A 23804-nucleotide genomic window follows, 5' to 3' on the forward strand; every position below is an offset into this window, starting at 1 on the left:
TGTCCACCAGGAGAGACCTTCTCTTACTCTCTGCCAGCAGGAGGCGTCTGGCGAGGCCTGATTTGTCATACAAATATGGCGGTATTTGCTTCAGAAAGGAAATGAATAATTTTTATCAGAATTATTCGATTAGGGAATGTTTAACTAACTTTTTGATATGTAGATATTTTATCGGCGGGCAGGGCGCCAGCCTGCTTTATGGCAGCCTGGCGCCAGCGGAGAGCGGCATCCGCTAGAGATCGATCAGCAGGTTTGGCGAGTGGCTGCGGGAGCAGCAGAGCGCGATACGCTGCGCGGCGGCGGCTTTCTCGGTCGGGGACTGTACCGTATCCCGGTGATCGACAACGCCCTCGATAACCGGCGTGAGGCAGGCGCCGCACATCCCCATCTCGCAGGACAGCGGGACCGCAACTCCCTGCTGCTGGAGCACCTGGGCGATAGTCTGGTGCGCCGGCACCGGCCACTGCGCGCCTGATGACGCCAGGGTGACGATAAACGTATCGGCCTCACTGTTTACGTCGGCGATCGCCGGCGTCGCCTGAAACGCTTCGCTGTGGATCTGCGCCTCCGACCAGCCCCTTTCCGCCGCGGCCTGGCGTGCGCAGGCCATAAAACCGTGGGGCCCGCACAGATACAGATGCTGCCCGGCCCGCGCCTCGGCGAGCGTCGTGGCGAGGCGCTGACGCGGGCTTTGCCCCTCTTCTGAGCAGTAAAGAGTACAGGTTCCCTGACGGAAGCGCCGTGCCAGCTGGCGGATGAAAGCCGCGTTTTCGCGGCGCTTCACGTAATAATGCAGCTCAAACGGCACGCCGTCCGCTTCGAGCTGCAGCAGCATCGCGTACAGCGGCGTAATGCCAATACCGGCGGCCAGCAGCAGAACGCGTTCCGCCGGTTGGAGCGTAAACAGATTACGCGGGGGAGAGATGCGCAGCGCCTGGCCTGGGCGCAGCGCCTCGTGGATATAGCGCGATCCGCCCCGCGATGCGCGATCCCGCGCGACGCAGATCAGGTAGCCCTCCGCGCCGCTCGTCGGGCCGGTCAGCGAGTACTGGCGCATCATCCCATCCGGCAGATGGAGATCGATATGCGCCCCCGGCCGCCACTCGGGAAGCGGCTCCCCGCGGCTGGCCACCAGCCTGACGGCGAGGCTGGAATCGCCCTCGCGCCACATTCCGTCAACGACAACCTGCAGCAGTTCACTCATTTACGCCTCCGCCTATACGAGGAAAAAGTCGCCAAAGCCCATCTTCTGCAGCCCGCGACGGTAGGCAATCGAGCTGCGGTCGGCGGGAATATGCGCCTCAAGGGTTAAGTCCAGCGGCAGCCTCTCCGGCCGCTGGGTTTCGACCATCAGCCGGTCCTCCTCGAAGACGCGCAGATTGAACGCGTGAACGTCCGCGACCGGAACGTGCAGATCGAAGTTGCGCGCAATCGGGGCGAACATGCGGGTGACGCGTGACGATACCGGCGAAGCGGCGTTCATAATCACCAGCCTGGCTTCGCCGGGGAAGTGGATGGTCAGCGTCGCGGTAAAGGGCAGGTGCATCTCGAAATGGCGCAGCCACTGAAACCCCTCCGGCGCGCGGAATCCGGCGCTGGCCGGATAGTTGCCGACCGAGCTCCAGTAATCGGCAATAAAACCAAAAGACGTTTCCTGCGGGCTGTAGGCCGGCACCTCCTGATTATCCGGATCGGCGAAGGTATCGGTATGGATCCAAGCAAAATGGGCGACATCGAGAAACCCCTCCACCTGACGGCCGGCAAAGCCGTTGACTTCAAACGCCGGGCAGTTGATCTGCTGAAACCCCTCATCGTGCCAGTGCGGCATGGTGGGCAGCGGCATCGGGTTCTCCGGGTCGAAGGCCATGCACACCCAGATCAGCCCAAAGCGCTCCTCCACCGCATAGTGGGTCAGGTGGAGCCTCGCCGGAACCGGCTGGTCGGGGCTGGAGGGGATTCGGTTGCAGCGCCCCTGTTCGCCGAAGCGCAGGCCGTGATAGGGGCAAATAATCCCTTCGTCGTCGTGAGAGCCGAGGGTCAGCGGTACGCCGCGATGGGGGCAGACGTCGCGGGCGACCACCACCGAGCCTTTAATCCGGTAGATAACCAGCGGTTCGTCCAGCAGAGTCGCCTTCAGCGGGGCGCCGCCGACATCCTCGGCGCGGGCGACCGGGTGCCAGCATTTCGCCAGCCTGAGCCAGTCATCCGGCTCGAAGGTGCAGCGGGCCGGTGGGGTGGGATTGGTTCTGTTCATCATGTTCCTTCCTGCTCACGGAAAAGCATTTGTTTAATTGTTGTGAGTTTATTGTTGTCATATTAGGGTGTTGACATCCATCGCCATTAATTCAATAACCCGTTGCAAAAAAGAGAACAGGTGGGATATGAGTCCGTTTTCGCGTTTCGCTATCTATTTCGCCGCGGTGGCCCGCAGCGGCAGCCTGCGCCGGGCGGCTGAAAAGCTGCATATCTCGGCCTCGGCGATTAACCGCCAGATCCTGCAGGCCGAAGAGGAGTTCGGTACGCCGCTGTTTGAACGGCTGCCGGAAGGGCTGCGAATGACCACCGCCGGAGAGCTGCTCTATGACAACCTGCTGCGCTGGCAAAAAGAGTTTCAGCTTACCCGCCAGCAGTTTGACGAGCTGCAGGGGTTAAAGCGCGGCAGCGTCAGCATCGGCATGGTGCAGGCGCTGGCGGAGGGCAGCTTTGCCGCGGCGCTGGCCGATATTATTACCGGGTGGCAGTGGCTGGAGCTCAATCTGCGGGTGGCGGATAGCCACGCGGTGAGCGAGAAAGTCCGTCAGGCCGACGTCGATTTTGGGCTGATTCTCGACCCGGAAGGCCAGGCGGGACTTAGCGTGCTGGCGTTCGTCGAGCTGGAGATGGGGGTGGTGATGCGCCCGGACTGCCCGCTCGCCCAGGGCGCTGCGCTGTCGTTAGGCGATCTCAGCCAGCTGCGGCACATCGTTCCCGGCGCGCCGCTTATCGTGCACGACCGGGTGGCGATGCTCTACCGGCACTATGACTTTTCCCCGGCAAACAGCATCAGCTGCAATGATATTCGCCTGATTAAATCGCTGGTCCTTAAAGGCAGCGGCGTGACGGTATTGAGCCTGCTGGACGTCCTGGATGAGGTAAAAAGCGGACAGCTGGCGTTTATTCCGTTGCGCAATAAGCTGCTGCGGCCGCTGACCCTGGCGCTGTGCACCGCGCCATCGCGCCAGCTCTCTCGTCCGGCGCAGATGGCGATTCAGAAACTGACGGCGGTGATGGAGGAGATGCAGGCCGTCGGCGAAAGGCGAGGCAGCGGCCCTGAAAGCGGCGGCTAGCCGAGCGGGCCGCCCTGTATCGTCTCGCACAGGCCGTTGATAATCCGCTCGCCGCTCTCCTCCTGCAGCTCCCGGTACCAGGCCTCGGTCAGCGCCATCTCCTTGCCGTGGGTGATATCGCAGCGCTTTCGCGCTTTCAGGATCAGGTCGCGAACCCGCTCGCAGCGCCGGGCTTCGTAGCGGCGCAGCGCGGCGGCGATATCCCCGCCTTCGCGCAACGCCTCGCCCAGCACAACCGCGTCCTCCAGCGCCGCGCAGCCGCCCTGGCCGATATCCGGGGTGGTGCTGTGCCCGGCGTCCCCGAGCAGGGCTACCTTGCCGCGCACCAGCCTGTCGAAGGGCTCAATATCGTGAATTTCGATACGATTGGTGGTGGCCGGATCGAGGCGGGCTATCAGCTTCTGCACCGGCGCCGCCCAGCCGCTGAAATAGCGGCTAAGATCCGCCCTCAGGGTGCTGCGATCTTCCTGCAGTCCGGCCGGCAGGGGGACATCAAAGAAAAAATAGAAGCGCCCCCTGGCGACCGGCATCAGCGAGACGCGTTTGCCTTCACCGACGAAGGTGGTCCACTGATCGGCGGGGGCGATGGACTCATCAATCTCCACCAGACCGTTCCAGTTGACGTAGCCCGCGTAGCGCCGTTCGGGCGTAAAGCCAAGCACGTACGGGCGCAGGGCCGAGTGGCTGCCGTCGGCGGCAATCAGCATATCGCCGTGGGCCGTGGTTCCGTCGCTGAACCACACCGTCACGCCGTCCTCCTCCTCCTGCACGCGGGTAGCCCGTTTACCGAACCGTACCGCGTCGCGGCCCCAGAAATTGAGCATCTCGCCCTGCAGTTCGCTGCGCGAAACCGGGCAAGGGCGGCCGCCGGTGCGCTCGACCAGCGGAGCAAGGCTAAAGCGGGTCAGGGTTTTTCCATCCAGGTAATCCTGATAGGCCATATAGCGCATCGGGCCGCCGTAGGTCTCCGTGATGTCGCCCATACCCAGCCGGTTCATGCACTTCACCCCGTTGGGCCAGATTGAGATGGCGGCGCCAACCGGCTTAATCTCCTGCACCGCCTCAAAAACTTCGCAGCTAATCCCGGCGTCTTTAAGCGCGACGGCCGCGCTCAGGCCACCGATACCGGCGCCCATCACTAATGCTTTCATCATCTTCTCCTGTGGCATGCGTCCTGAAGAACCGAGCAATTTGCGTACCAGCTTGCCGGCGGGCGCGACAGAGGCGTCTGGCGGACGCGTTGGCGGAGGTTATGCGCTAAAGTGGTGCGTTATCGGGCAATAATTGCCTTTTTTTGCATCAAAAATTGTAAGGCTGGCGTATGAGAATCAACCGTTTCATCAGGCCGCGGCGGCCAGACCCGCAATGAGGGAATGTGGCCTGCTTTGTGCAAGCCGCTTTGTGCAATATTGCGCTAACGCTATTAACAACGAGCCGCATGGGCCGTTTGGCATAAGGGGCGACAACATGTCCGAAGAGGCCGCGACAATCGCGATTGGTGAGTTTAACCTGCTGGATGAAGAGGCGGCCTGCGGCCTGCTGCGGCCCTGCGTGGCGATCCCCGCCTGGGCCACGGCGCTGGTGCGGGGCCGTCCCTATCCTGACCTTGCCGCGCTGCTGGCCGCCGCCAATGAGGCCGCGCAGCGCTGGGGGGAGGCCGAGCTGGATCGGGCGCTGAGCGCCCATCCGCGAATCGGTGAAAAACCGGCCGGAGAGCGGGGCCATGCCGCGCTGTCGCGGCGGGAGCAGGCGTCCATCAATGATGAAGATACGCTCCTCGCTCAGGCGTTGAGGGAGGGCAACGCCCGCTACGAAGCCCGCTTCGGACGGGTGTTCCTGATCCGCGCCAAAGGCCGCAGCGGGGAAGAGATACTGCAGGCGCTGACGCAGCGGCTGAACCACGGCGAAGCGGAAGAGGCGCAGGTGGCGCTGGCGCAGCTTCGCGAAATTACCTTATTAAGACTGACGGGAGTCATAGGCGAATGAATACGTTGAGCACCCATATTCTCGATATCTCCAGCGGCAGGCCCGCCGAGGGCGTGGCGGTGAGCCTGCTGCTGGGCGGGCAATCCATCGCCAGCGGCCTGACCGATGAACAGGGCCGCATTGCGCTGCTGGCGCCGGGCATGCTGGTTGCCGGGCGCTATCGGCTGGTGGCGGAGATTGGCGACTGGTTTTCGCGCGACGGGCGGGAAACGCTCTACCTCAAGGCGCAGATCGATTTTGCTATCGGCGAAGAGGACGATGAGCACTTTCACCTGCCGTTTTTGATCGCCCCCGGCGGCTGGTCAACCTATCGGGGGAGCTAACTTTTCCTTGCGGCCTGGCCTGCGGCGTCAGCCATGCTGGCGCCAGACGGGCTCGCCGTTGACCCAGGTCTCGCTGATATTACGCTCGTCGCCGAGGGTCATCAGCACAAACAGCTGCTCGTAGATATCTTTGCAGCGTCCGATCCGCAGCCGCTGCAAAGGGGTGGCTGCCGGGTCGATGACCACGAAGTCGGCCTCTTTCCCCGGCTGGAAATTGCCAATTTTATCGTCGAGGCGCAGGGCGTGCGCGCCGCCGAGAGTGGCGTGGTAAAAGGCCTCGCAGGCGGGCAGACGATAGCTTTGTAGCTGCGCAACTTTGTAGGCTTCCCCTAGCGTGCGCAGCATGCTGAAGGTGGTTCCCGCCCCCACGTCGGTGCCGATGCCGATCCGCACCCGCTGCTGCCAGCTGGCGGGCAGGCGAAACAGGCCGCTGCCGAGGAACAGGTTGGAGGTCGGGCAAAAGGCCAGCGCGGAACCGGTATCGTGCAGGCAGCGCCACTCCGCGTCGGCCAGATGAATGCCGTGCGCAAACACGCTGCGCTCGCCGGTCAGCCGGTAGTGGTGATAGACGTCGAGATAGTGTTCATGCTCCGGCCACAGGCTTTTCACCCACGCCACCTCGCTGAGATTTTCGCTCAGATGGGTATGCAGCCAGGTGTCCGGAAACTCCTCCCTCAGCTGCTGAATGGCCGATAGCAGATCCGGCGTGGAGGTGGGGGCAAAGCGCGGGGTAATGGCATAGCCCAGACGCCCGCGGTGGTGCCAGCGTTGAATCAGCTCGCGGGTTTGCCGGTAGCTCTGCTGCGCCGTCTCCGTCAGATAATCCGGCGCGTGGCGGTCCATCATCACCTTCCCGGCGAGGAGCCGCATATTCAGACGCAGCGCTTCGGTAAACAGCGCATCGACGGACTCGGGATGCAGCGTGCAGAAGACCAGCGCGGTGGTGGTGCCGTGGCTGAGCAGCTGGTTGACAAAAAACTGGGCGATCTCCGCGGCGTAGGCCTCATCTGCGAACTGGCTTTCGACCGGAAAAGTGTAGGTGGTTAACCACTCCAGCAGCTGTTCGCCGTAGGCGCCAATCATCTCCGTTTGCGGATAATGGACGTGGGCGTCGATAAAACCCGGCAGCAGCAGCCGGCCGCGCAGGTCGGTATAACCCTTGTGCGGATGGAGAAACTGCTCTCCCTCCTGCCACGGCAGCAGCATGCGGATCGCGCCGTTCTCAATAAACAGCAGGCCATCGGCAAGATAGCGCGCGTGACGGGCGATATCGTCAGCGCTGTCGGCGACCTGGGCGATATCAAAAAACGCCCCGCGAATTGCAGCATCGTACGACCTGATGGTTTCCGCCATGTTGACTCCCTGTTGAAGCGCTCATTGAGTAAAATTTAAAGCAATATTGATGCCAGCCGTCGCGGTTGAGGAGTATGCCGCGCCGGAGGCGCGGCCAGAGAGGGGAGATTACTCTTTCTGCGCAACGGCGCGGGCGTCATAGCGCGTGGCGACGACGGCGGCGCGATCGTCGCGGGCAATCCAGCGGTAGGCGGCGCCGCTCAGGAACACGCCGATAAACCAGCTGAAGTTGGCGACCTCATGCAGGGCGGGGATAAAGCTGATAACCAGACCGATAGCCACGGAGGGCACCAGCGCGGCAATGGCCTTCGGGTTAAAGCCGTTGCGATACCAGTATTGTCCTTTCGGCGTGTCGTCAAACAGATCGTCCACCGAGATTTTCCCGCGCTTAATTAAGTAGAAATCAACCAGCAGAATGCCGAACAGCGGGCCGATAAACGCCCCCAGCACGTCGAGGGTGTAGTGGATAAGCTCCGGGGAGTTGAACAGGTTCCACGGGGTGAGCAGGATCGACCCCACCGCGGCGATCATGCCCCCGGTACGGAAGCTGATTTTTTGCGGCGAGCAGTTGGAAAAGTCGAAGGCCGGGGAGACAAAGTTGGCGACGATGTTGATCCCGATGGTCGCGGTGATCATCGTCAGCAGGCCGATCGCCACCGCCAGGTCGTTACCTACGCGGCTCACGGTCTCAATCGGGTCGGTTATCATGCGGCCGAACAGCGACTGCGTCCCGGAGACAATCACCACGGTGACGATAGAGAACAGCAGGAAGTTAAACGGCAGGCCCCAGCGGTTGCCGCGGCGGATTTCACCCATGCTTTTGCCATAGCGCGAGAAGTCGCCAAAGTTAAGCAGCGGGCCGGAGAAATAGGATACCACCAGCGCGGTCGCGGTGATCATCTGCCAGGTTTGCTCCCCGGCGCTCAGCGACTTGCTGGCGAGGGTAAAGGAGATCCCGTCAAAGCCGGTCTTGTATACAATCCAGCCCGCCAGCGCCAGCATCACCACGTAGACCGCCGGACCGGCGATATCAATAAAGCGCTTGATGGCGCTCATGCCGTGCCAGAACACCATCGCCTGCAGCAGCCACATGGTGGCGAAGCACAGCCAGCCGAGATGAGACAGCCCGAGGAAGCTGCTCGCGGTAAGCGTCGCCAGCGACGGCCAGAACTTTAGCATCACCAGCATCAGCGCGTTGGCGGCCAGATAGGTCTGGATCCCGTACCAGGCAAAGGCGATAAGCCCGCGGATCACCGCCGGAATATTGGCGCCGAAGACGCCGAACGCCTGGCGACAGATCACCGCATAGGGCACGCCCGCCATCTGGCTGGGCCGGGCGACCAGGTTGGCGCACAGCTGGACGATACAGATGCCGACCAGCAGGCACAGCAACACCTGCCAGCTGGCTAAGCCCAGGGTAAAGAAACTCGCCGCCACGACGTAGCCCCCCATGCTATGCACGTCCGACATCCAGAAGGAAAAGATGTTGTACCAGCTCCAGTTCTGGTCGCGCGTCGGCGCCAGATCCTCATTGCACAGCCGTGGACTGTAGCCGGCGCTGGAGTCAGCGGCCTTAACCTGATGCGTATTTTGTGAATGTGGCATGAAACCTGCTCCTCTTAATGAAACCCCTTGAAATGGATTGATGAGGCTGTTGCAGGAATTAGGCCAAAATAGTTAATCTTGTATGCAGAATTTAATTTTTATGTATACGATCTGATATCGAAACGTGAATATGGAGCCGGTTAATGAGTCACGAAAATCGTCTGTACGCCGCGCCAGGCCTGCAGGACAAGGATGAACCCATCTATCAGGCGCTGATGACCGCCATTGTTGAACATCAGCTGCCGCCGGGCAGTAAACTGCCGGAGGAGGCGCTGGCGGAGGTCTTTGGCGTCAGCCGCACGGGGATCCGCAAGGTGCTGCAGCGACTCGCCGCTGTGCAAATGGTCACCCTGGCGCCCAAACGTGGTGCACAGGTTGCCAGCCCCACGGAGGAAGAGGCGCGGGATATCTTCCGTACGCGAGAGCTGCTGGAGGTGGCTAATCTGCCCGACGTGCTGGCCCGCTGCCGGCCGCCGCATCTGGCGGCGCTGGAGGCGATTATTCGCCAGGAGCAGCAGGCGCATGAAGCCTGTGATGGCCCGGCGGCGATCCGCTACTCCGCCGAATTTCATATTCAGCTGCAGGCGATCTCCGCCAACGAGGTGCTTACCGATATGGTCACCCGCCTGAGCCAGCGCTCTTCATTAGCTATTGCGGCATGGGGCTCGCCGTGGCGACAGGGCTGCCGCTGCGACGATCACGGGCAGCTTATCAGGCTGCTGCGCGACGGGGAGCTGCAGCCGCTGAGCGAGGCGCTGACCCACCACTTTGCCCATATTGTTGCCAGCCTGCGCTTTGACCGGGCGGGCGTTTCCCTGCCCGATTTCGCCCGGCTGTTCGCCGGCTACAAGGAGCCGTAATGCCCTCTGTTTGTATACAAGTGATTAATCCCAACACCAGCCTCGCGATGACCGAGACCATCGGCGCCGCCGCGCGGGCGGCGGCCGCGCCGGGAACTGAGATTCTGGCGGTCTGCCCGGCGGAGGGCGTGCCCTCCATCGAAGGGCATTTCGATGAAGCCATCGCCGCGGTCGGCGTGCTCGAACAAATTAAGGCCGGGCGCCAGCAGGGCGTCTCCGGGCACGTGATCGCCTGTTTTGGCGATCCGGGGCTGCTGGCGGCGCGCGAGCTGGCGCAGGGGCCGGTTATCGGCATCGCCGAAGCGGCGATGCATATGGCGACGCTGGTAGCCACCCGCTTTTCCATCGTCACCACGCTGCCGCGCACGCTGATTATCGCCCGCCACCTGCTGCATCAGTATGGCTTCTATCATCACTGCGCCGGGCTGCACGCCATCGACCTGCCGGTGCTGGCGCTGGAAGATGGCAGCGGGCTGGCGCAGGAGAAGGTCCGTCAGCGCTGCATTCAGGCGCTGAAGGAGGACGGCTGCGGGGCGATTGTGCTGGGCTGCGGCGGGATGGCGACGCTGGCGCAGGAGCTCACTCGCGAGCTGCGCGTTCCGGTCATTGACGGCGTGAGCGCGGCGGTAAAAATGGTCGAGTCGCTGGTGGCGCTCGGCCTGTCGACCAGCAAGCAGGGGGACTTAGCTTTCCCGGAAGCGAAAAATTTAGGCGGCAGGTTTCAGTCATTCAACGGATAGTGATTAGTGAAGAGGTGGGAGATGGGTCAGCAGTCAGCGCTTTTTAATCAGGACTACCCTCGCGACCTGCGGGGCTACGCCGGGCAGACGCCGCGCGCGCCGTGGCCGCAGAACGCGCGTATCGCCGTACAGTTTGTTTTAAATTATGAAGAGGGGGCGGAAAACCACGTGCTGCACGGCGACGCGGGCTCCGAGCAGTTTCTCTCCGACATTATCGGCGCCGCCAGCTACCCTGACCGGCATATGTCGATGGACTCGCTGTATGAGTACGGCAGCCGCGCCGGGTTCTGGCGCATTCACCGCGAGTTCAGCCAGCGCGGGCTGCCGCTGACCGTGTTCGGCGTGGCGATGGCGCTGGCGCGGCATCCGGATATCGTGGCGGCGATCAGGGCCGCCGACTACGACGTGGTCAGCCACGGCTGGCGCTGGATCCACTATCAGCAGATGGATATCGAGACCGAACGCGCGCATCTGCAGCAGGCGGTGCAGGTCTTAAGCGATCTGTTCGGCAGGCCGCCCACCGGCTGGTACACCGGGCGCGACAGCCCCAACACTCGCCGGCTGGTGGTCGAGCACGGCGGCTTTGATTACGACAGCGACTACTACGGCGACGATCTGCCGTTTTGGGTTGAGGTGCCGTGCGGCGACGGTTCGCGTAAGCCGCACCTGATTGTGCCCTATGCCCTCGACACCAACGACATGCGTTTTGCCACCGCTCAGGGGTTCAACACCGCGGAACAGTTTTATACCTACCTCAAAGATAGCTTCGACGTGCTGTATGAAGAGGGGCGCGAGGCGCCGAAGATGATGTCTGTCGGCATGCACTGCCGTTTGTTAGGCCGGCCGGGGCGCTTTCGGGCCCTGCAGCGCTTCCTTGATTACGTCCAGCAGCATGAGCAGGTGTGGGTCTGCACCCGCCAGCAGATAGCCGACCGCTGGCGGGAGGCGCATCCGTTTCGTCGCTAGCCGATGGCCGGACCGGAGCCTGCTCCGGTCCGGTTGTACCGGCCGTTTTCGTTAGCTCATCAGGCTTACCTGAGCGGCGACAATGCGCCAGCCGAAGGGAAAGCGCACCCAGGTTTGCTGCTGGCGGCCCACGCGATCGCTGCCTTCACGCGTAAACTCGGTGCTGCAGACCGCGTAATCCTCGCCGAAGCTGACGATCACCGTGTGGCGCAGCTCGCGCTGGAGTCCGGCCGCCGGGCGGGCGGCGCGAAAGGCGCGGATTTCGTCCGCGCCGTAGAGATTCTCCCCGGCGCCGAGGCGCACCGTGCGTTTATCCTCCCAGAACAGTTCGTCGAGCACCGCGACGTTGTTGCTGACCAACGCCTCTTCATAGCGATAAAAGGCGGCCGTCACCTCGGCCAGAACGCGAGGCCGGTTGATATTATCCTGATCGATCATGCTATTACCTCCGCAGGGCTGGCATCGGTAAGCCCCATCTCTTCCAGTACGCGCGCCGCCCGCAGGCAGGCCTGTTCATTAAACGGAGCGGCGATCAGCTGCAGGCCAATCGGCCGCCCGGAGGCGCTGCGCAGCGGCACCGTAGCGACCGGCAGCCCGACGAAGGAGATGGGCTGGGTGAGCATTCCCATGCTGGCGCGGACCGGCAGCGGCTGGCCGTTGATTTCCATCGTCTGCTCGCCGATGAGCGTGGCGCTGCGCGGCGTTGCCGGCGCGATCAGAATATCGGCGTGGGCAAACAGCGCCTGAAACGCCTGCCGGGCGTGGCGGCGAAAACGCTGCGCCTGAATATACCAGCTCGCCGGGATCATCGCCCCGGCCAGCAGGCGCTCCCGGGAGTGGGGTTCGAAGCGTTCCGGCTCGCGGCGCAGCGCGGGCAGGTAGTGATTGCCCCCTTCGGAGGCGCTGATGATAAACGCCGCCGAGCGGGAGAGCTCGGCCTCGGGGAACAGCAGCTCTTCACGGGCGTCGAGGGCTTGGGCCACCCGGGCGACGGCGGCCCGCGCGTCGTCATCGCACCAGCGGCTAAAATAGCCGCCGAGCACCGCGCAGCGCAGGCCTTCCAGACCGCGTGGCAGCAGGTTGCTGGTTCGCTCGCTGGCCTTATCGGCCTGGAAACCGTCGCCGGGATCGCGCCCCTGCAGCGCATCGTAGACCGCGGCGAGGTCGCCGACGCTGCGGGCTAAGGGGCCGATGTGGTCGAGGCTGGCGACGAACGGATGGCTGCCGGATCGCGACAGGCGGCCAAAGGTCGGCTTGAGGCCAAAAATGCCGCATAAGGAGGCCGGTACGCGGATGGAGCCGTTGGTATCGCTGCCTAAGGCGAAGTGCACCAGCCCGGCCGCCACCGCCGCCGCCGAACCGCCGGATGAACCGCCGGCGATGCGCGCCAGGTCGTGCGGGTTACGCGTCGCGCCGTAGTGGCTATTTTCGGTGGTAAAGCCGTAGGCGTAGGCATCCATATTCAGCATCCCTGACAGCAGCCCGCCGGCGGCGTGCAGCTGGCGCACCGCCCAGCCGTCGGCCGCGGCGGGAGCGCGTTCGCTAAACAGCCTGGCGCCGGCGAGGGTGGTCTGTCCGGAGACATCGAACAGATTCTTCACCGCGTAGGGGACTCCGGCTAGCGGCGGCAGCGGCTGCTTGCCCCGGCGCAGGGTATCAATACTCTCCGCTTCGGCGAGCATTCGCGCTTCCGTCACCGTCGTCCAGGCGTTGATGTGCGGGTTGACCCGCGCAATGGCATCCAGGGTCTGGCGCGCGATCTCCCGGGCGCTGAGCTCCCCGGCCTGCAGCGCGCGCTGGATCTCGCTAATCGTCATTTGGTTAAGCGTCATGCTTTATACACTCCGGCGATTTCCAGGCGTTCATCGATGGGGAAGGCCATCAGCGGTTCGGCCATGGCGGCGATGCGGCTGAACTGCAGCTGAAGCTCGGCGCGGCGGGCTTCATCAAGCTCCATCCCGAGGATCTGCTCCATTTGTGCCAGGTACGTGCTCCAGTCGAGCGTCATTTTTTGCATGCTAAACTCCTAATAACCAGCGGCTGAGCCGTTGCTGCGCGGATCGGATGCCCCTTCAAACAGGCCATTCGGATGACGGACGATGGCGCCGGCGTGGCCCATAGCTTCGCTGAAATCGTCCAGCACTTCGACCTCATGCCCCAGCGCCCGCAGGCGGGCAACGCTCTGCGGCGTAAAGCGGCCTTCCAGCTTCAGCGAGTCGGAGGTTTGTCCCCAGGTCCGCCCCAGCAGCCAGCGCGGCCGGGAAATGCTCTCCTGCAGCGGCACCCCCTGCAGGATATAGCGGGTAAATAGGGCGGCCTGAGTTTGCGGCTGGCCGTCGCCGCCCATCGAACCATAAACCATCACCCGGCCGTCGCTGAGGCGGGCCGCCGCCGGGTTAAGGGTGTGGAACGGCTGCTTGCCGGGAGCCAGCGCCAGCAGGTGCTGCGGATCGAGGCTGAACGAGGCGCCGCGGTTCTGCCAGACAATCCCGCTCTCCGGCAGCACGACGCCGCTGCCGAACTCATGGTAGATGCTTTGAATAAAGGAGACCGCCAGCCCGCTGCCGTCCATGACCCCCATCCACACGGTATCGCCAGGCCCCTTGCCGGCGCCCCACGGGGCGGCCTGCCGGTCGCTGACCTGCCCGGCCAGCGCCTGCAGCGCCGCCGGTTCCAGCAGGCTTTGAATATCGACATCAAGGTGACGCGGGTCGGTGATATGGGCGTCGCGCAGGCTAAAGGCCAGCTTGGTCGCCTCGACGATGCGGTGGACGGTCAGGGCCTCATCGGCCTCGGTCATCGCCAGGCGATCGGTAATGCCGAGAATCGCCAGCGACACCAGCCCCTGCGTCGGCGGCGCCAGGTTCCACAGCTCGCCGTGCTGATGCGTAAGTTTTAGCGGCGCAGGGCGGCGGGCGCGGTGCTGCTGAAGGTCGTCAAGGGTGATGGGCAGTCCGTACTGCGCCATGCCCTCGGCCAGGGTTTCAGCCAGCGGGCCGCGATAGAAGCTATCCAGCCCCTCATCGACCAGCCGTCTGAGGGTGTTGGCCAGCGCCGGTTGGCGAAAGCGGCTGCCGGCGACCGGCGGCCGGCCGTCGACCAGAAAGGTCCCGGCAAATCCCGGCAGCGAGCGGAGTTCATCAAGCTTGCCGGCGGTGGCGCTGGCCTGGGATTCGGTGACCGGAATACCGTTGCTGGCGTAGCCGATAGCATCTTCCAACAGACGCGCCAGCGGCAGCGCTTTTCCGCTCAGGGAGCGCGACACCTGGAGCGCTTCGTCCCAGCCGCTGACGGTGCCGGCGACGGTCAGCGCGGCGCGCGGGCCGCGGTGCGGGATCTGCTGCAGGTCGGAATAGGCGCTCAGCGTTGCTCCCGAACCCGCCGCACCGCTGGCGTCTATCGCTATCGGTTCCCCTTCCGGCGGCACGATAAGCCAGAAGCCGTCGCCGCCGAGCCCGTTCATATGGGGATAAACTACGGCGATGGTGGCCGCCGCGGCGACCATCGCTTCTATTGCGCTTCCGCCTTCGCGCAGAACGGCAAGCGCGCTTTGGCTGGCCAGGTGATGGGGGGCGACCGCCATCCCCCGGGTGGATACATGACTGTGCATTCGTTGTCCTCGTGACGCGATGTATTCTCTCAGAGTGCAAAAGCCGTTCCACTTCTGAACCCAAAGTTTCATTCCCGGCCGCCGACGCTTTTTGCCGGACTGGCACGCATCGTGAAAGGAAGGGTATTCAACGTCATGCGCGCCGCAGGCCGGGCATAAATAGCGACAACAGCGCGAGACGCATCGCCAGCGCATAGGCAAGGTGGAGTATGACGGGTATAGTTTGATGAAACAAAAGTTACAGGGGCCTTATGCAACAGCTTGATGAACGACTGAAAGGGCAGTACGCCGCCCTGTCGCCCCAGGAGCAGCGGGTGGCGGATTTTATTTTCGATCACTTCGATGACCTGATTAGCTATAACAGCGCCGAGCTGGCGCAGCTTAGCGGGGTGTCGAAAGCGACGGTGAGCCGCCTGTTCAAGCGGCTAGGGTATGAGAAGTATAAGGATATGCGCGATGAGCTGCGCACCCTGCGGCAGAGCGGGATGCCGCTGACCGATAACCGCGACGCGGTGCAGGGAAACACGCTGCTGGCGCGGCATTATAAGCAGGAGATGGCCAATCTGACGCAGTGGGTCAATGCGCTCGACGCGCGCCAGTTTGCCGAAGCGATTAACGCTATGGTGACCGCCGAACGGGTGGTCATCGTCGGCATGCGCAACGCCTATCCTGCGGCGCTACACCTGCGCCAGCAGCTGCTGCAGGCGCGCGGTCAGGTGCAGGTGCTGCCGCAGCCGGGGCAAAGCTTAAGCGAGGAGCTGGTGGATCTGTCGGCCAGAGATGTGGTGGTGGTGATGGCCTTTCGCCGCCGCCCGCGGCTTATTCGTCCTCTGCTGCAGCAGCTCCAGGCCAGCGGCGTTCCGGTGCTGCTGATGTGCGAGCCGCAGGCGCACGGCCTGTTTCCGCTGGCCCGCTGGCAGCTCTGCGCGCCGCTCGATAGCGTCTCGGCCTACGATAGCTATGCGTCGGTCAACAGCCTGATCAACCTGCTGGCTAACGCGTTTTTGCATGAGATCCTCGATAAAGGTCGCCCGCGCATTCACGAAATCGCCACCCTTTATCAGCAGCTGGACGAGCTCGAGCAGCGATAATGGGGCGTAAGCGTGGTGCTTTGCATTATTTTGGTGCGAATTTCCGACGGTGAGAGAGGGCGATATTTCCCCGCATTCTCTCTCTCTTCCTTGTTTCATAGCTATTTAATGATGCTTTCCGCGTCGGCGCCGGCGTCGCAAAGACCTGGCACATTAGTTGCAAAAGTTTATTTAAAGAATCTTTTGTTTCATACTAACGTAACGGGTAAACATCATGAAAAAACTGTTGATCGCACTGGCCGGGGCCGCCTGTCTGTTCACGCAAATTAGCGCGGCCAAAGCCGACCAGCTGCAGGATATTGAAAAGCGCGGCGTTATCCGTATCGCGGTGCCGCAGGATTTCCCGCCGTTTGGCTCGGTGGGTACCGATCTTCAGCCCCAGGGCTATGACATCGATATGGCGCGCTACCTGGCGAAGCAGATGAAGCTCAGGCTGCAGCTGGTGCCGGTGACCAGCGCCAACCGGGTGCCTTACCTGCAAACCGATAAAGTGGATCTGGTTATCTCCAGCCTCGGCAAGAATGCGGAGCGCGAGAAGGTGATTGATTTCAGCCGCGCCTACGCGCCGTTCTTCCTCGGCGTCTTCGGGCCGAAGGGGCAGGAGCTGAAGGATGCGGCGGCGCTGAGCGGTAAAACCGTCGGCGTTACCCGCGGCGCGGTGGAGGATATGGTGCTGAGCGAGCTGGCGCCGAAAGAGGCGCAGATCAAGCGCTACGAGGATAACAACACCACGCTGTCAGCCTACCTCTCCGGGCAGGTGCAGTACCTGGCGACCGGTAACCTCGTGGTGGCGGCTATCTCCCGGCAAAATGCGCAGAAGGCGCCGGTAGCGAGCTTTATGCTGAAAGATTCGCCGTGCTTTATCGGTCTGAAAAAGAACGAGCCGGCGCTGAAGGAGAAGGTGGACGCGCTGATTGAGCAAGGGGTTAAGGACGGCACGCTCAACGCGCTGTCGCAGCAGTGGCTGAAGGCGCCGCTGCCCGCAGGCTTTGGCGCATAAGGTCCCGGCATGACGGAACAACTTCATTTTTCCGAACTCTGGCCGCACTGGCCAGAGCTGCTGGCAGGGCTGTGGGTGACCGTTCAGCTGACGGTGCTGGCGACGGCGGGCGGCTTAGCGATAGGCATTTTCGGTGCCGCGATCCGCAGCGGGCGTCCGACGTGGTTTAGCCGCATCTGGGGCGGCTACGTGGAGCTGATTCGCAATACGCCGTTCGTGGTCCAGCTGTTTTTTATCGTCTTTGGCCTGCCCAATTTAGGGTTGAAGATGACCGCCGGTGAGGCCGCGCTGCTGGCGATGGTGGTCAACCTCGGGGCTTACAGTACCGAAATCGTGCGCGCCGGGATTCAGGTTACCCCCAAGGGGCAGTGGGAGGCCGGGCGCGTGCTGGGGCTTAGTCGCACGCAGACCTTTATTCAGGTGGTTCTGCCGCCGGCGCTGCAGCGGATTTATCCGGCGCTGGTGAGCCAGTGCATCATCGTGATGCTGGGATCGTCGGTGGTTTCGCAGGTTTCGTATGAGGAGCTGACCTTCGCGGCGAACCTGATCCAGTCGCGAACCTTCCTCAGCTTTGAGGTCTATCTGGTCACCACGGGGATCTACCTGGTGCTGTCGATAACAATGCGTCAGCTGCTGATGGCGGCGGGGCGAAAATGGCTGGGAGTACAGGCATGATGGCCACCTTTACCGACTGGGACATTATCCGCAATCTGCTGCTGGCCGGGCGCTGGACGGTGCTGCTATCGCTGGTGGCGTTTCTCGGCGGAGCGCTGGTGACGCTGCCGCTGCTGCTGCTGCGTTTGACCGGCGGGCGCCAGATCAAGCGGCTGATCCGCGGCTACGTCGAGCTGTTCCAGGGAACGCCGCTGTTAATGCAGCTGTTTTTGGCCTTCTTCGGCGTGGCGCTGTTTGGTATCGACGTCTCGCCGTGGACCGCCGCATCGCTGGCGCTGACCTGCTATACCAGCGCCTTTTTGCTCGATATCTGGTTTGGCAGCCTGCGCGCCTTACCGAAAGGACAGTGCGAGGCGTCGCGCTGCCTCGGGCTGAGCTTCACCCAGACGCTGTGCCGGGTTATTGCGCCGCAGGCGCTGCGTATCGCCATCGCCCCGACGGTGGGCTTCGCGGTTCAGGTGGTGAAAGGCACCGCCCTGGCGTCGATTATCGGCTTCGTCGAGCTGACCAAAGCCGGCACGATGCTGACCAACGTCACCTACCAGCCGTTTAAGGTCTTTGCGCTGGTGGCGCTGGGCTACTTTATTCTGTGCTACCCGCTGTCACGCTACAGCCGCTATCTGGAGAACAAATTCAATGCCTCTCATCACCATTAATCAGATGCAGAAGTACTACGGCGACAACCACGTGCTCAAAGGCGTCGATCTGGATATCGATATGGGCGAGGTGATCTCGATTATCGGCCGCAGCGGGTCGGGGAAAAGCACGCTGCTGCGCTGCATCAACGGCCTGGAAGGGTATCAGGACGGCAGCATTAAGCTCGGCGGGATGACCATTACCGACCGAGATTCGCAGGCCCGCGAGATCAGCCGCTCCATCGGAATGGTGTTCCAGAACTTTAACCTGTTCCCGCACATGACGGCGCTGGAAAACGTGATGCTGGCCCCGCGGCGGGTGCTGAAAAAGAGCGCCGCCGAATGTCGCGAGCTGGCCCGGCAGATGCTGGAAAAAGTGGGGCTCGGCGACCGGCTGGACTACTATCCGGCCAATCTTTCCGGCGGCCAGCAGCAGCGGGTGGCGATTGCCCGGGCGCTGGCGATGTCGCCGAAGGTTCTGCTCTGCGACGAGATAACCTCGGCGCTGGACCCCGAGCTGGTGGGCGAAGTGCTCAAGGTCCTTGAGCAGCTGGCGGCCGAAGGGATGACGCTGATCCTCGTGACCCATGAAATGAATTTTGCCCGTGAAGTGGGCGACCGCGTGGTGTTTATGCATCAGGGACGCGTCTGGGAGCAGGGCGACAGCAAAACGCTGTTTGCCAACCCGCAGACTCACGAACTGAAGCAGTTTATCTCCTCCGTGCGTGGCCTGAATTAAGAGCCTGGCCGTTAGGCTATTTTATTCAGCATTTTGAACCTGGGCAGTGCGCAAAATCCTCACGTACTACGTGTTCGCTCCGGTTTTTCCGCGCTGTTCGTGTTCAAACTGCCTTCAACAATTGCGCCTACCGGGATAGGCACACTAAGGAATCTAAGATGGATATCGCTCAATTTTCTCCAGTCAACCCGCCGCCGCGTATGCTGATGGGGCCGGGACCGATCAACGCCGACCCGCGCGTGCTGCGCGCCATGTCGAGCCAGCTTATCGGCCAGTATGACCCGGCGATGACTCACTATATGAACGAAGTGATGGCCCTGTATCGCGGCGTGTTTCGCACCGATAACCGCTGGACGATGCTGGTGGACGGGACTTCGCGCGCGGGAATTGAAGCGATTCTGGTCTCCGCCATCCGCCCCGGCGACAGGGTGCTGGTGCCGGTATTTGGCCGCTTTGGCCACCTGCTGTGTGAAATCGCCCGCCGCTGCCGCGCCGAGGTTCATACCATTGAGGTGCCGTGGGGAGAGGTCTTCAGCCCGCAGCAGATTGAGGACGCCATCCGCCGCGTACGCCCGCGCCTGCTGCTAACGGTACAGGGCGATACCTCCACCACCATGCTGCAGCCGCTGGCCGAGCTGGGCGAAATCTGCCGCCGCTACGACGTGCTGTTCTATACCGATGCGACCGCTTCGCTGGGCGGTAACGCCCTCGAAAGCGACGCGTGGGGGCTGGATGCGGTATCGGCGGGGATGCAGAAGTGTCTTGGCGGCCCGTCCGGGACCTCGCCCGTCACCCTGAGCGCGCGGATGGAGGAGGCTATTCGTCGCCGCAAGTGCGTAGAAGAGGGGATTCGCACCGACGCCCATCTCGACGGCGTTGATGAGGCGATCTACTCCAACTACTTCGATCTCGGCATGATCATGGATTACTGGGGGCCGGAGCGCCTGAATCACCATACCGAGGCCACCTCGGCGCTGTTCGCCGCCCGCGAATGCGCCCGCCTGATCCTTGAGGAGGGGCTGGATAACGGCATTGCCCGGCATAAGTTGCACGGCGATGCGCTGCTGAAGGGGATCCAGGCGATGGGGCTGGAGATCTTCGGCGACCTGCAGCACAAGATGAATAATGTGCTGGGAGTGGTTATTCCGCAGGGGATCAACGGCGACCAGCTGCGTAAAATCATGCTCGACGATTTCGCCATCGAGATCGGCACCTCGTTCGGCCCGCTGCACGGCAAGGTATGGCGTATCGGCACGATGGGCTATAACGCGCGCAAAGATTGCGTGATGACCACCCTCAGCGCTCTGGAGTCGGTGCTGAACCACCTCAAATTTGCCACCACTCAGGGCGCCGCCATGCAGGCGGCATGGGACCACTACCGCAGCGAGAGTCCGCAATGAGCCAACCGGTACGCCAGCAGGCGGAGTGGGCGCAGGCCGCGGCGCGGGTGATGGTGCGGGCCGATGAGCTGGCCGCGATCAGCGAAACCGCTGATGCGCTGACCCGGGTTTATCTTTCACCGCAGCATCTGCAGGCCAACCAGCAGGTCGCACGCTGGATGACCGAGGCCGGGATGCGCGTCTGGCAGGATAGCGTCGGCAATATTTGCGGGCGCTACGAAGGGGAGCAGGCAGGGGCCGCGGCCATTCTGTTAGGTTCGCATCTCGATACCGTCCGCAACGCCGGGCGCTACGACGGCATGCTGGGGGTGCTGACGGCGATTGAGGTAGTACAAAGCCTCTATCAGCAGGGGCGACGGCCGGCGCGGGCGATTGAAATTGTCGGCTTCTGCGATGAGGAAGGGACGCGTTTCGGCATTACTCTGCTCGGCAGCCGGGGTTTGACCGGCACCTGGCCCGAGGGCTGGCTGGCGCAGACCGATGCCGAAGGCACCAGCGTGGCGCAGGCGATGACGCAGGTCGGGCTCGATCCGACGCGGGTCGCGCTCGCCGCCCGCCGGGTGGAGGAGATTGCCGCCTACCTGGAGCTGCATATCGAGCAGGGGCCGTGCCTCGAACAGGAGGGGCTGGCGCTGGGCGTGGTTGAGGCGATCAACGGCGCGCGCCGCCTGAACTGTCGCTTTCGCGGAGAGGCGGGCCACGCGGGGACGGTACCGATGAGCCACCGCCGGGATGCGCTGGCCGCCGCCGCCGAATGGATGACGCTGATTGAGAGCCGAACCCGGCAGCAGGGGGGCAACCTCGTGGCCACGGTAGGCACCCTGCGCTGCGCGCCGGGGGCGGTCAACGTGATCCCCGGCGAGGTGACGCTGAGCCTTGATATTCGCGGCCCGCACGAGGGGCCGTTAGAGGCGCTGCTGGACACGCTGCTCGACGATGCGCGGACGATTGCCGACCGCCGGGGCCTGCAGTTTGGCTCCGAGGAGTTCTACCGGATTGCGGCCACCGCCTGCGATGAGCGGCTGCAGAAGGTGCTGAGTACCGCAGTCTGCCGGGTGCAGGATCGTTCCCTGTCGCTGCCGAGCGGCGCCGGGCACGACGCCATCGCGATGGCCGAACGCTGGCCGGTAGGGATGCTGTTTGTCCGCTGCAAAGGCGGCGTCAGCCATCATCCGGCGGAGTCGGTGACGGCGGCGGACGTCGCGCTGGCGATCGCGGCGTTTAGCCAGGCAACGCTGGCGCTGAGCGATATTACCTGATATTTCCCTCCCGTTTTGGGAGGGGAAAGTCGGGGGGATTTGTAAAAAAATTAGCACTAAATGCTAAAAATGCCGCAGGCGATCGCTATACCATCCGCGGCACTGACCTCGTCGCCACGGATTGGTAGTCAGTTGGAAAAATTCCGCGGGGTCAGTCCACTCTCTTAGTCCACCTTTTATACCCACTTCGTGCCGCTTATTTACGCTCCCGCTATGCGGGTTTTTGATGCGCCGAATCTCATCGGGCTGGTATGCTGCGTTTTGAGAGAGACAACGTTGTTTGAGAGACACGCCGATGCCTGATTTACAAAAACATTTGCCTCCCAAGGCCCCGCTGGCCACTTCCCCGGGTAACCTGCTTCCCGCGCTATTCGTGATTATCGCCGTATCGGCGTTATGCGTTTTTATTTCCCAACCTTTAGGCCCCTGGAACGTGATATTTGCCAACTCCGGATTCTATATTGATCTGCTGGCCCTGCTGTTTCTGGTATTTATGCTGTGGAATTCTGCAAAAGTCAGAATGAGCCACGTGGCGGTTAACTGGGTGCGCTACGGGCTGCTGCTGTGGATCGCCGGCGGCACCTTCGATTTAATGGACGAGATTTTCGTCCAGCCGCGATGGATGGGCTACTACTGCGAAGATCTGCTGCGCCTGTCGGGCATGCTCCTGACCACTATCGGGATCTACAAAATTATCGATCGCATTAACATCCTCTACGTCGACGCGCGCTCGCAATCGCTTAAAGATGAATTAACCCAACTGCCCAACCGGCGCTTTTTTATTGATACCATTCGCGAAAAGCAGGGCCACCAGCTGGCGCTGATGATTCTCGACATCGATTTCTTCAAGAAAATTAATGATACCTACGGTCACCTGGTGGGCGATGAGGTGCTGTTTGCGCTCGGCAAGCAGCTGGCAAAATTAACCAGCGCTAAAATACAGCCGGCGAGGATTGGCGGCGAGGAGTTCGCCATTATTATCGACGGTATGTCGCCTGACGAGGTGCGCGGCCTGGCGCAGTCGATTCTGGAGAATGTCCGCACCATTTTGATTAATAGCGACTACCCGCTGTCGGTGAGTATCGGCGTCGGCATGCGCGGCCGCGATGAGCCTCAGGAAACGTTTATCAAGAAAGTGGATGAAGCGTTGTACAAGGCGAAAAATAACGGCCGCGGCCGGGTGGAGTGGGCCTGACGCGCGGCGGGAATTACGCCTGCTGCGCGCTGCGGCAGTGGCGACGATACTCTGAAGGGGAGCGCTCGGTGTAGCGTTTAAAGACCCGGCAAAAATAGTTGCTGTCGACGAAACCGCAGTTATGGGCGATCTCTTTGACCTTTAAATCATAGCCGCGCAGCAGCTTTTTGGCTTTTTCCAGCCGAACGCTGGTCAGATATTCGTTAAACCCGACGGAGCCCGATTTCTGGAATATATGCGAGAGGTAGTTGGGGGTAATATGGAAACGTTTCGCCACCGACTCCCGGGTTAAGGGCTGGCTGAGATTGTCCTCCAGAAAATCCTGGACGGCCAAAAACAGATCGCGGCTCCGGCTGACCCGCATCTCAAGCCCGACGAGCTGCTCAAGACAATGGCTTAATAGCGCCGACACCACCAGCCTGGCGGTGACCGGGTCCGGCTGAAGGCAGATTTCATTCAGCGCCAACAGCAGATACGATCCGACGCGCGGCCCAAGCCGGGCGACGTTTTGCTTCTCCGTGTGCAGCTGCTTGCCATCCCAGCGCTGGATGCAGAATCCCAGCTTTTGTCTGCCGAACAGGATGCTCAGCGTCGACGCCGGGCCGGTCCACTCCGGTAACGTCCATTTACCTGCCTGCACGTACAGCGCCTGCGATAGCCTTAGCTGGCTATCAGACAGCGGCAAACCGCGCTCTCTTAGCTCGCCGTCCAGCACAATTTCCAGCCGAGGGAAGGGCACTTTATAGGCCAGCTCAGGGACCGATACGTCCGGCTCAGGGAATCTGACCTGCAGCGTATCCTGCTGATTGACCAGGCGATGTAGAATTTCCGGCAGATCTGCAATCATCCTCTAAACCCCGAAAGATAGCTATTATCCTTTTGATTATAAACTATTTTATAAATAAATGACGCGGTTGGATCACCTTGCAGCGCGCCGGCTTCGCCGCGGACGGCAGCGGATGCGGAGATTTTGATGGCAATCACAGTTTGCTCCCCCGCGTACGGATATCCAGTTTTTCGTAGGATTAGCCTCATGTATTT

25 protein-coding genes are annotated in these 23804 nt (G+C 62.2%); 14 read left to right on the top strand and 11 right to left on the bottom strand.

All coding sequences use genetic code 11. The features are described 5' to 3' along the window. Positions 1-232: 232 nt before the first annotated feature. Positions 233-1204 (bottom strand): PDR/VanB family oxidoreductase, encoded by a 972-nt coding sequence (locus GO007_RS04530; protein WP_095096090.1) that lies wholly within the window; start codon positions 1202-1204, stop codon positions 233-235. A gap of 12 nt (positions 1205-1216) precedes the next feature. Further along, positions 1217-2254, bottom strand: coding sequence for a molybdenum cofactor-independent xanthine hydroxylase subunit HpxD (gene hpxD / locus GO007_RS04535; protein ID WP_095098044.1), 1038 nt, complete (start codon positions 2252-2254; stop codon positions 1217-1219). Positions 2255-2381: 127 nt separating this feature from the next. Here hpxD and hpxR point away from each other — a divergent pair, with 127 nt between their 5' ends. Beyond that, positions 2382-3326, top strand: a complete 945-nt coding sequence (hpxR, locus tag GO007_RS04540) for a LysR family hpxDE operon transcriptional regulator HpxR (protein WP_095096093.1) — start codon at positions 2382-2384, stop codon at positions 3324-3326. Here hpxR and hpxO read toward each other — a convergent pair. After that, complete coding sequence (hpxO, locus tag GO007_RS04545; protein WP_095096095.1) at positions 3323-4477, bottom strand: FAD-dependent urate hydroxylase HpxO; 1155 nt, start codon at positions 4475-4477, stop codon at positions 3323-3325. The genes hpxR and hpxO overlap by 4 nt on opposite strands. Before the next feature lie 316 nt (positions 4478-4793). Between hpxO and uraD the strand changes: the two genes are divergently transcribed. After that, complete coding sequence (gene uraD / locus GO007_RS04550; RefSeq protein WP_095096098.1) at positions 4794-5312, top strand: 2-oxo-4-hydroxy-4-carboxy-5-ureidoimidazoline decarboxylase; 519 nt, start codon at positions 4794-4796, stop codon at positions 5310-5312. After that, entirely contained in the window at positions 5309-5635 is a 327-nt protein-coding gene (uraH, locus tag GO007_RS04555; protein ID WP_095096101.1) for a hydroxyisourate hydrolase, read from the top strand. Before uraD ends, uraH begins: the two co-directional genes overlap by 4 nt. A gap of 27 nt (positions 5636-5662) precedes the next feature. Here uraH and guaD read toward each other — a convergent pair whose 3' ends face one another. Together guaD and GO007_RS04565 are read right to left on the bottom strand one after the other, a co-directional pair. Further along, entirely contained in the window at positions 5663-6988 is a 1326-nt protein-coding gene (gene guaD / locus GO007_RS04560; RefSeq protein WP_095096105.1) for a guanine deaminase, read from the bottom strand. A gap of 108 nt (positions 6989-7096) precedes the next feature. Beyond that, entirely contained in the window at positions 7097-8593 is a 1497-nt protein-coding gene (locus GO007_RS04565) for an NCS1 family nucleobase:cation symporter-1 (RefSeq protein ID WP_095096108.1), read from the bottom strand. A gap of 143 nt (positions 8594-8736) precedes the next feature. On the opposite strand from GO007_RS04565, the gene GO007_RS04570 reads away from it, so the two are divergent. From GO007_RS04570 to puuE, 3 genes are read left to right on the top strand one after another with little or no spacing between them, the layout of a single operon-like run. Further along, entirely contained in the window at positions 8737-9453 is a 717-nt protein-coding gene (locus GO007_RS04570; protein WP_095096110.1) for a GntR family transcriptional regulator, read from the top strand. Next, positions 9453-10193 carry an allantoin racemase gene (gene hpxA, locus GO007_RS04575; RefSeq protein WP_095096113.1) on the top strand — a complete coding sequence of 247 codons (741 nt, stop codon included), beginning with the start codon at positions 9453-9455 and terminating at the stop codon, positions 10191-10193. Before GO007_RS04570 ends, hpxA begins: the two co-directional genes overlap by 1 nt. 21 nt (positions 10194-10214) lie before the next feature. Further along, a complete protein-coding gene (puuE, locus tag GO007_RS04580; RefSeq protein WP_095096115.1) occupies positions 10215-11159 on the top strand; it encodes an allantoinase PuuE in 945 nt (314 codons plus the stop codon). Positions 11160-11210: 51 nt separating this feature from the next. Here puuE and hpxZ read toward each other — a convergent pair whose 3' ends face one another. The 4 genes from hpxZ to hpxW are packed head-to-tail and all read right to left on the bottom strand — an operon-like array spanning position 11211 to position 14769. Continuing rightward, a complete protein-coding gene (hpxZ, locus tag GO007_RS04585) occupies positions 11211-11597 on the bottom strand; it encodes an oxalurate catabolism protein HpxZ (protein ID WP_041144880.1) in 387 nt (128 codons plus the stop codon). Then, the gene (locus tag GO007_RS04590; RefSeq protein ID WP_095096118.1) at positions 11594-12991 is read right to left on the bottom strand and encodes an AtzE family amidohydrolase; all 1398 of its coding nucleotides are present in this window, start codon (positions 12989-12991) and stop codon (positions 11594-11596) included. The genes hpxZ and GO007_RS04590 overlap by 4 nt, the downstream gene beginning before the upstream one ends. After that, complete coding sequence (hpxX, locus tag GO007_RS04595) at positions 12988-13176, bottom strand: oxalurate catabolism protein HpxX (protein WP_095096121.1); 189 nt, start codon at positions 13174-13176, stop codon at positions 12988-12990. Before hpxX ends, GO007_RS04590 begins: the two co-directional genes overlap by 4 nt. A gap of 9 nt (positions 13177-13185) precedes the next feature. Next, positions 13186-14769, bottom strand: coding sequence for an oxamate amidohydrolase (gene hpxW, locus GO007_RS04600; protein WP_095096124.1), 1584 nt, complete (start codon positions 14767-14769; stop codon positions 13186-13188). Between the two features lie 251 nt (positions 14770-15020). Between hpxW and hpxU the strand changes: the two genes are divergently transcribed. The 8 genes from hpxU to GO007_RS04640 all read left to right on the top strand — a co-directional run bounded on the left by hpxU (position 15021) and on the right by GO007_RS04640 (position 22763). Continuing rightward, positions 15021-15860 (top strand): MurR/RpiR family transcriptional regulator HpxU, encoded by an 840-nt coding sequence (gene hpxU, locus GO007_RS04605; protein WP_095096126.1) that lies wholly within the window; start codon positions 15021-15023, stop codon positions 15858-15860. A 214-nt stretch (positions 15861-16074) separates the two neighbouring features. After that, the gene (locus GO007_RS04610) at positions 16075-16860 is read left to right on the top strand and encodes a transporter substrate-binding domain-containing protein (RefSeq protein ID WP_095096129.1); all 786 of its coding nucleotides are present in this window, start codon (positions 16075-16077) and stop codon (positions 16858-16860) included. Positions 16861-16869: 9 nt separating this feature from the next. Continuing rightward, a complete protein-coding gene (locus GO007_RS04615) occupies positions 16870-17535 on the top strand; it encodes an amino acid ABC transporter permease (RefSeq protein WP_095096132.1) in 666 nt (221 codons plus the stop codon). Continuing rightward, positions 17535-18191 carry an amino acid ABC transporter permease gene (locus GO007_RS04620; protein ID WP_189339836.1) on the top strand — a complete coding sequence of 219 codons (657 nt, stop codon included), beginning with the start codon at positions 17535-17537 and terminating at the stop codon, positions 18189-18191. Before GO007_RS04615 ends, GO007_RS04620 begins: the two co-directional genes overlap by 1 nt. Beyond that, positions 18172-18909 carry an amino acid ABC transporter ATP-binding protein gene (locus GO007_RS04625; protein ID WP_095096138.1) on the top strand — a complete coding sequence of 246 codons (738 nt, stop codon included), beginning with the start codon at positions 18172-18174 and terminating at the stop codon, positions 18907-18909. Before GO007_RS04620 ends, GO007_RS04625 begins: the two co-directional genes overlap by 20 nt. Positions 18910-19067: 158 nt before the next feature. Beyond that, the gene (locus tag GO007_RS04630) at positions 19068-20309 is read left to right on the top strand and encodes a pyridoxal-phosphate-dependent aminotransferase family protein (RefSeq protein WP_095096140.1); all 1242 of its coding nucleotides are present in this window, start codon (positions 19068-19070) and stop codon (positions 20307-20309) included. Then, positions 20306-21568 (top strand): allantoate amidohydrolase, encoded by a 1263-nt coding sequence (gene hpxK, locus GO007_RS04635; RefSeq protein ID WP_095096143.1) that lies wholly within the window; start codon positions 20306-20308, stop codon positions 21566-21568. Before GO007_RS04630 ends, hpxK begins: the two co-directional genes overlap by 4 nt. Positions 21569-21863: 295 nt before the next feature. Further along, positions 21864-22763 (top strand): GGDEF domain-containing protein, encoded by a 900-nt coding sequence (locus GO007_RS04640; protein WP_095096146.1) that lies wholly within the window; start codon positions 21864-21866, stop codon positions 22761-22763. Between the two features lie 13 nt (positions 22764-22776). Here GO007_RS04640 and GO007_RS04645 read toward each other — a convergent pair whose 3' ends face one another. Both GO007_RS04645 and GO007_RS04650 read right to left on the bottom strand, forming a co-directional pair. Next, positions 22777-23610 (bottom strand): helix-turn-helix transcriptional regulator, encoded by an 834-nt coding sequence (locus tag GO007_RS04645; RefSeq protein ID WP_095096149.1) that lies wholly within the window; start codon positions 23608-23610, stop codon positions 22777-22779. Further along, entirely contained in the window at positions 23607-23747 is a 141-nt protein-coding gene (locus GO007_RS04650) for a hypothetical protein (protein ID WP_157349074.1), read from the bottom strand. Before GO007_RS04650 ends, GO007_RS04645 begins: the two co-directional genes overlap by 4 nt. Between the last annotated feature and the right edge of the window lie 57 nt (positions 23748-23804).

The organism is Klebsiella sp. 10-1 (assembly GCF_009758445.1).
GTDB classification, from domain to species: domain Bacteria; phylum Pseudomonadota; class Gammaproteobacteria; order Enterobacterales; family Enterobacteriaceae; genus Klebsiella; species Klebsiella scottii.

Coding starts and splice junctions, on each gene's coding strand:
- GO007_RS04530 (WP_095096090.1), bottom strand. CDS start 1,204: ATGAGTGAACTGCTGCAGGTTGTCGTTGACGGAATGTGGCGCGAGGGC.
- hpxD (WP_095098044.1), bottom strand. CDS start 2,254: ATGAACAGAACCAATCCCACCCCACCGGCCCGCTGCACCTTCGAGCCG.
- hpxR (WP_095096093.1), top strand. CDS start 2,382: ATGAGTCCGTTTTCGCGTTTCGCTATCTATTTCGCCGCGGTGGCCCGC.
- hpxO (WP_095096095.1), bottom strand. CDS start 4,477: ATGAAAGCATTAGTGATGGGCGCCGGTATCGGTGGCCTGAGCGCGGCC.
- uraD (WP_095096098.1), top strand. CDS start 4,794: ATGTCCGAAGAGGCCGCGACAATCGCGATTGGTGAGTTTAACCTGCTG.
- uraH (WP_095096101.1), top strand. CDS start 5,309: ATGAATACGTTGAGCACCCATATTCTCGATATCTCCAGCGGCAGGCCC.
- guaD (WP_095096105.1), bottom strand. CDS start 6,988: ATGGCGGAAACCATCAGGTCGTACGATGCTGCAATTCGCGGGGCGTTT.
- GO007_RS04565 (WP_095096108.1), bottom strand. CDS start 8,593: ATGCCACATTCACAAAATACGCATCAGGTTAAGGCCGCTGACTCCAGC.
- GO007_RS04570 (WP_095096110.1), top strand. CDS start 8,737: ATGAGTCACGAAAATCGTCTGTACGCCGCGCCAGGCCTGCAGGACAAG.
- hpxA (WP_095096113.1), top strand. CDS start 9,453: ATGCCCTCTGTTTGTATACAAGTGATTAATCCCAACACCAGCCTCGCG.
- puuE (WP_095096115.1), top strand. CDS start 10,215: ATGGGTCAGCAGTCAGCGCTTTTTAATCAGGACTACCCTCGCGACCTG.
- hpxZ (WP_041144880.1), bottom strand. CDS start 11,597: ATGATCGATCAGGATAATATCAACCGGCCTCGCGTTCTGGCCGAGGTG.
- GO007_RS04590 (WP_095096118.1), bottom strand. CDS start 12,991: ATGACGCTTAACCAAATGACGATTAGCGAGATCCAGCGCGCGCTGCAG.
- hpxX (WP_095096121.1), bottom strand. CDS start 13,176: ATGCAAAAAATGACGCTCGACTGGAGCACGTACCTGGCACAAATGGAG.
- hpxW (WP_095096124.1), bottom strand. CDS start 14,769: ATGCACAGTCATGTATCCACCCGGGGGATGGCGGTCGCCCCCCATCAC.
- hpxU (WP_095096126.1), top strand. CDS start 15,021: ATGCAACAGCTTGATGAACGACTGAAAGGGCAGTACGCCGCCCTGTCG.
- GO007_RS04610 (WP_095096129.1), top strand. CDS start 16,075: ATGAAAAAACTGTTGATCGCACTGGCCGGGGCCGCCTGTCTGTTCACG.
- GO007_RS04615 (WP_095096132.1), top strand. CDS start 16,870: ATGACGGAACAACTTCATTTTTCCGAACTCTGGCCGCACTGGCCAGAG.
- GO007_RS04620 (WP_189339836.1), top strand. CDS start 17,535: ATGGCCACCTTTACCGACTGGGACATTATCCGCAATCTGCTGCTGGCC.
- GO007_RS04625 (WP_095096138.1), top strand. CDS start 18,172: ATGCCTCTCATCACCATTAATCAGATGCAGAAGTACTACGGCGACAAC.
- GO007_RS04630 (WP_095096140.1), top strand. CDS start 19,068: ATGGATATCGCTCAATTTTCTCCAGTCAACCCGCCGCCGCGTATGCTG.
- hpxK (WP_095096143.1), top strand. CDS start 20,306: ATGAGCCAACCGGTACGCCAGCAGGCGGAGTGGGCGCAGGCCGCGGCG.
- GO007_RS04640 (WP_095096146.1), top strand. CDS start 21,864: ATGCCTGATTTACAAAAACATTTGCCTCCCAAGGCCCCGCTGGCCACT.
- GO007_RS04645 (WP_095096149.1), bottom strand. CDS start 23,610: ATGATTGCAGATCTGCCGGAAATTCTACATCGCCTGGTCAATCAGCAG.